Source organism: Roseobacter sp. (assembly GCF_024639605.1).
Classification (GTDB): Bacteria; Pseudomonadota; Alphaproteobacteria; order Rhodobacterales; family Rhodobacteraceae; genus Roseobacter.
Genome location: NZ_JAHEHZ010000112.1, coordinates 1 through 5779, shown reverse-complemented (window position 1 = coordinate 5779; position 5779 = coordinate 1). Strand labels below are relative to the sequence as shown.

Here is a 5779-nt window from a genome sequence, read left to right as displayed (position 1 = left end):
CGTGGGCGCAGGAGCAGCCTATTTCGGCGCCATGAAAAACTCCTCGCGGACAATTCTGCCATCCTCAACTGAATAAACTGCAATCTCTCGCAGGTTCATCCGCCGGCCTGTCGCTTTCTGAGTCGCATCGACATCAAAGCGCACGGCGAACCGGTTCGGGGGATGAACATAGGGACCATCTGCATCCAGCCTGTGGATTTCGTGCTCTGCCAGCCAGTCCTCCCGCTTTGCTTTTATCGCTTCGCGACTGCTGGAAACCCGGACATAACGTTTAGGAGGCACAACTGCTTCTATCGACTCCGCTGTCTCCGCATACATGTCGTCGACGTTTGTAATACCCTGTCGATCCCGCATCGCCTGAACGAATTTTCGTCCCGTTTCGACCAGATCTTCCATATGAGACCTCCTGACTATGCACGCGGTTTTATCGGAAACTTCCGTATCAGATTTGATCGGAATCAATCTGTGAACGGGCTGCTTGCGCTAAACAGCAAACCTCAGCGGTGACGCCGGCGTCCGGCATCAACCGTTCGCACTTTTCGGGCCGCACCGGATTTCCTGATCTGGTTTCCGGGCAGTGCGGTCTGAGGCAACAGAAAACCGGGGGCGAAATGTACAAAAGAATTATGGTCGCAACAGACGGGTCAGACATGGCTGCTAAGGCCGTAGAACACGGCGTATTGCTGGCAAAATCGGTCGGGGCCGAAGTAACATTTGTTACCGTCACCGAGAGCTGGTCCGCGTTCGTGATCGCAAGTGATGTCGAATACGGAAACATCAGCGCGGTGGAGAAATTCGAAGCCTCCGCCAAAGACGCAGCGGAGAAAATTCTCGACGCGGCAAAGAAGGTTGCTGCAGCACATGATGTGCAATGCAATACACGACATGTGCACGACCGCCTTCCCGCAGAAGGTATTGTTGAAACCGCTGAATTAGAGGAATGCGAACTGATCGTGATGGCCTCTCACGGGCGGCGCGGGCTTAGTAAAATGATGCTGGGCAGCCAGACCGCCGAGGTTCTCGCGGTCTCGAAAATACCGGTACTTGTGCTGCGCTGAGCGGATCGCGGCGCGGTCATCTGCTGCTGTCACGCCGTCTCCGCCGGGTCGCTCCGGTGGGCCATTTCCGGACACGGGCAAGCCGGTCAGAAGCCGCCACCACTCGCTGGCACAGGCATGCAATCGGATGCATCAAGGGTCAGCACAGGATCTTCGGCACTGCAGTCTTCTCCGGACACCGGGTATTTTCCGTCGTCTTCGCAGCCAGCCAGAACCAGCGGTGCGCTTAACAGTGCCGCATGAATACAACGCCTCATATCCGTTTTCTCCTTTTTCAGTATCATTCGCGGATGGTAGGCCCGCTCGCTCTTCCTGCTTTGATTTCGGTCAAGCGCCCCCGGCTAACTTTCTGCGAAAATCGTGCTGAACAGGGCCCGGGGCCGTGACCTGTCGGTCCAGGGTTCAGAGAGCCTGTACATCTGTTTGCAAACGTAAGGCAGGCTGCGTGCAGGATCAGGCATCAGTCCGGAGGTGAGGCATATGACGGACAAGATGTCCGGGGCTCAGCACTACATTATCGGTGCCGGCATTGCCGGGTTGTCGGCTGCCGTATTTCTTGTTCGTGATGCCGGGGTCAGGGGTCAGAATATCCATATTTTCGAGAAGCTTTCTGTAACCGGCGGCGCGCTGGACGGTTCCGGAAATGCAGAAGACGGATACCTGAGCAGGGGGGGGCGGATGTTTGAGCAGAATTTTGTCTGCACTTTCGATCTGCTGGACGCAATCCCCTCGCCGGACGACCCGGGCGTCAGCATCACTGAAGATATCATGGCCTTCAACCGGATGGTGCCCGGATCATCAGACTGCCGTCTTGTGCGCGACGGCAAACCTGCGCCGGACCGTTTCAGACTTAATCTGCGCGTCCGTGACATCTTTGATGTCAAACGATTAATGCTGCATCCTGAACCGTCTCTGAAAGATATCACGATCGAAGGCTGGTTTCAGCCGCGGTTTTTTGGCAGCAATTTCTGGGTAATGTGGTCGACGATGTTTGCGTTTCAGCCGTGGCACTCAGTGGTTGAAATGCGCCGCTACCTGCGCCGCTTCATCCACCTTTTTCCGGAGTTTACGCGGATCGCGGGAATTTTGCGCACCCGGTTTAATCAGTACGATTCCATCATCGTGCCGTTGGTGAACTGGCTGCGCGAGCATGATGTGAAAATTGCGACAGATACCGACGTGACTGACCTGGAGATCGCCGGTCACCGTTCAGAGCGCCATGTCTGTGAAATTGTCACCGGTGACGGCGACCGCATCGCGGTGCGTAAATCGGACCGCGTTTACATGACGCTGGGGTCTATGACCGCCGGATCAACCACCGGGTCTAACGACACAGCGCCGGTGCTGACGTATGATGCAGGTGACGCCTGGCAGCTCTGGCGCAGGCTGGCGGGAAAACACGAAGGCTTCGGGAAACCTGAAAAATTTTGCGGAGATCGCATCAAAACGGCCTGGAGTTCTTTCACCGTCACACTCGACGGGCCCGCATTTTTCGAGTTCATGGAGGACTTTACGAACAACCGGACCGGCACCGGCGGGCTGGTTACCTTCGCGGGGTCCGGATGGACTCTCTCTGTTGTCATGTTTCATCAGCCGCACTTCCGGGAACAAAAAGAAGGGACATATACCTTCTGGGGGTATGGGCTGCGGGGTGACCGGCAAGGCGATTTTGTTAAGAAACGAATGTGGGACGCAACCGGCGACGAGATCATCAGCGAAATGGCCGGGCACCTGCGCCTGAACCCGGAGCAGCAGGCCTGGTTCAGGGGGTGCAGGGTCAGGCCCTGCATGATGCCCCTTATTACCAGCCAGTTTATGCCCCGGAAGCCCGGTGACAGACCGGAAATCCGGCCACCCGGGTCGATAAATTATGCTGTTATGGGCCAGTATTGTGAGCAGGATGCCGACTGCGTGTTTACCGTTGAGTATTCCGTTCGCTCCGCAAAATCGGCAGTCGCCAGCCTGAACAACAGCGTTATGCCGCCGCCGCCGGTTGTCCGCAGTGACCGGAACCCTGTGGTTCTTGCCAGGGCTGCGCGGGTCCTGCTGGGGCTCTGAAATCCGCGCCATCTTGTGTGCTGGGCGCCTGAACGCCCGCCGCATTGCGCACACGATGATGCCGCGCCATCTGACGAGGGGCGGGAAGCCGCCCGGTGCCAGACCAATGACCAGCGTCTGACTTCACGATCGAAACGGATGACCGGCTTTGTACCTGAGTTTCCGGTCCATCTGTGCCGGAACTCACTCCTGCTGGACCTCGTCAAGCCCGCTTGCGAGGACTGAGCCAAGTATTGCAATGGCGGCAAATGCCAGCAGAACCGGTGACGGCCCGAAAGCTTCGGAGGCAACCCCGAACAACCCTCCCGCCAGAAGCGCCAGTCCGATCAGCGTGTTGGAAAGCGCAGTGTATCTGGCGCGAAACTGGTCTTCAGTCATATCGGTCAGGTGCAGTTTGCGCCCGGACCGCACTCCTTCATAGGCAATCTGCGCTGCGAAAATCGCAACGGCTGCCCAGAGCACGTCAGGGAACCCGCCAAACCCCAGCCCGGTTGTTCCGATGACAGCAAAAACAACGCCCCCAAGAGCACCGGCAGCCATCAGCGTCTGCCGGCTGGAACGATCCGAAAGTCGCCCCCAGAGATAGGATGACAAAACCGATGCCGCCGTAGAGGCCATCACAAGTGGCCCGAGTTCATCCAGCGCGGTGCGGCCTGAGCTTGCTGACAGCATTACGATGAACGGTGGCGCCAGCGCGGTGACTGCAAGTGCCGCTCTTGAGGCTACAAAAAGGCGCAGCTGTCCGTCGCTGAGGATCGGATCGATCAGTGCGGCCAGACCGCCTGCGTCACCATCTCCTTCCGGGGTCTTTTCTGGCTCGTTCAGCAGCAAAAAGACACCGGACGCCAGCAGGAAAGCCATCCCCGCCACCGCGATCATGATGGCCAGCGGAGCCACTGAGACGGAAAAGAGTCCGGCGGCCATCAGCAGCCCGACACCAAAGACGCTTGTGGCGGCAACGGAAGAGGCGAGGCCGGTGATCGCACCCCGCCGGCGCTTTTTTATCGTCCGGGCAAGTGCGTCCTTATAGCTGACCGAGGAGGCAGACCGCGCGACAGAGAGGAGCGCCAGAAAGCCTATGATCAGACTGCCTGCCAGAACACCGGTGAATAACAGCGCGGATACGGCGATGCCGAGGGATGCCACACCCTGGGCCGCGCTGCCGGCACTCCACAAACGCTTGCGTTGAGAACTTGCCTCGACAAACCGGGCAAGGGCCAGTTGCGGCAGGAGGGCACCGGCTTCGCGGATCGGCACCAGCAGCCCGATCATCGCGCCCGGCGCGCCAAGCGCCGTTAAGAGCCACGACAGGACCAGCTTGGGATCTATCAGCGCATCAGCGGTTTTGGTCAGAGTCAGCGATATGACGTGAATGACGCCGTTGCGGGCTTCTGGTGCATCAACGTCGTCAGGATCAGCGCCCGTTATCTGTGCAAACTGTCCTTTGATGTTCATCCTGCCGGTTCCTGACATTTACTCTGTGCTGATGAAGTCTGACTTAGTCCGACAGCAAAAAGAACCCAGCCATGAGGGCGCTCAGAGCAGGAAACGGTGCATGATGTATGAGCAAAGGGCAAAGTGGCCTGTTCTTCTTTACAGTGAGCTAAAGGCAATTCCGACCGGTCCGGCGTTTTGGTGACGGGTGAGCCGGTCCCTGCACCATATGCTGCCCGGTCCTTCATCCGACCTGAAGGCGTATTGCCGCGTGGCTTTTGCGACATTCAAGCACAGGGCAGGAAATAGGCTGCTGCGTGATCAGAATTCGAAGGACAACTGGCTGGCCAGGCCCGGTCGAAGAGGCGAAATGCCATCACCCACGGGCTTCAGACATGTGTGAAATACACCCCTGGATTGAAATCCTCGGGATTTGTGTAAATTCCGCAAGAATATTTCGGTTTCGGAGGCAAATTGTTCGACGATTTCCCGTACTGCCGACCGCGTTTCTGGCATCGGTTGCACCTGTCACTACGTCACCGCAAACAAACTTTCCGCCCATGGTTCAGGAACAGCGCCGTGCGCGCGAGGCACGGCCTGACCTGCTGGGTGATGCTTGCGGGATAAGACGCCGGACGCTGAAAAACCACACCGCCGGGCGCAGTGATTTTACCGGGGGCGACTGGAACAACAGGTTCAGCAACAGGCGCAACGGGTGAGGGGCAGGAGCGCCGGCCCTGTCCGGTTGCTGGTGCTGCAGGCGACGCCGTTCTGCAATCTGGACTGTACCTGCCGCACCGCGAGGACCGGCAGCGCATGTCCGGCGACGTTCCTGACGCACTCTGCCGCAACATTGCCGCAAGCCCTCTCGCTGACGAAGCGCTTTCTGTCGTCTTGCATGGTGGCGAGCCGATGACGCTTCCGCCCGACTGGTACAAAGAAGCTTTCGAGCGGATCGATAATGACTCCGGCGGGCGTCGCGTCGCCCACGCCTTCCGGACGAATGCTATCGGTATGACTGACCGCTGGATCAGGCTGTTGCGTGAACGCAACGTTCGTACCTGCGTCAGTATCGATGGCCCGGAAGATCTGCATGACACATATCGCAGGACCCGTGGCGGGCGCGGCAGCCGCGCGGTGTCGCTGCGGGATGCTGCGCGGTTGTCAGAGACGGGTCTGCCCTTTCATCTGATTTCGGTGCTCACGGCGGACAGTCTCGTTCAACCTGA

Annotated in this window: 5 protein-coding genes; 3 read left to right on the top strand and 2 right to left on the bottom strand. The window is 58.5% G+C overall.

The window, feature by feature from the left end; translation table 11 throughout:
• Positions 1–18 precede the first annotated feature (18 nt).
• Positions 19–396, bottom strand: coding sequence for a nuclear transport factor 2 family protein (locus Q0M35_RS13700; RefSeq protein WP_295316243.1), 378 nt, complete (start codon positions 394–396; stop codon positions 19–21).
• 215 nt (positions 397–611) lie between these two features.
• Between Q0M35_RS13700 and Q0M35_RS13695 the strand changes: the two genes are divergently transcribed.
• The gene (locus tag Q0M35_RS13695) at positions 612–1058 is read left to right on the top strand and encodes a universal stress protein (protein ID WP_295316241.1); all 447 of its coding nucleotides are present in this window, start codon (positions 612–614) and stop codon (positions 1056–1058) included.
• 480 nt (positions 1059–1538) lie between these two features.
• Positions 1539–3116, top strand: a complete 1578-nt coding sequence (locus Q0M35_RS13690) for an oleate hydratase (RefSeq protein WP_295316239.1) — start codon at positions 1539–1541, stop codon at positions 3114–3116.
• 183 nt (positions 3117–3299) lie between these two features.
• On the opposite strand, the gene Q0M35_RS13685 is transcribed toward Q0M35_RS13690, so the two are convergent.
• Positions 3300–4571: an MFS transporter gene (locus Q0M35_RS13685; protein ID WP_295316237.1), complete on the bottom strand. Its 1272-nt coding sequence runs from the start codon at positions 4569–4571 to the stop codon at positions 3300–3302.
• Between the two features lie 795 nt (positions 4572–5366).
• Here Q0M35_RS13685 and Q0M35_RS13680 point away from each other — a divergent pair.
• Positions 5367–5779: radical SAM protein (locus Q0M35_RS13680; protein ID WP_366519665.1), on the top strand; the 413-nt coding region annotated here is incomplete at its 3' end.

Bases quoted from the DNA above. Each gene is read 5' to 3' on its own strand.
- Q0M35_RS13700 (WP_295316243.1), bottom strand. From the start codon at position 396: ATGGAAGATCTGGTCGAAACGGGACGAAAATTCGTTCAGGCGATGCGG.
- Q0M35_RS13695 (WP_295316241.1), top strand. From the start codon at position 612: ATGTACAAAAGAATTATGGTCGCAACAGACGGGTCAGACATGGCTGCT.
- Q0M35_RS13690 (WP_295316239.1), top strand. From the start codon at position 1,539: ATGACGGACAAGATGTCCGGGGCTCAGCACTACATTATCGGTGCCGGC.
- Q0M35_RS13685 (WP_295316237.1), bottom strand. From the start codon at position 4,571: ATGAACATCAAAGGACAGTTTGCACAGATAACGGGCGCTGATCCTGAC.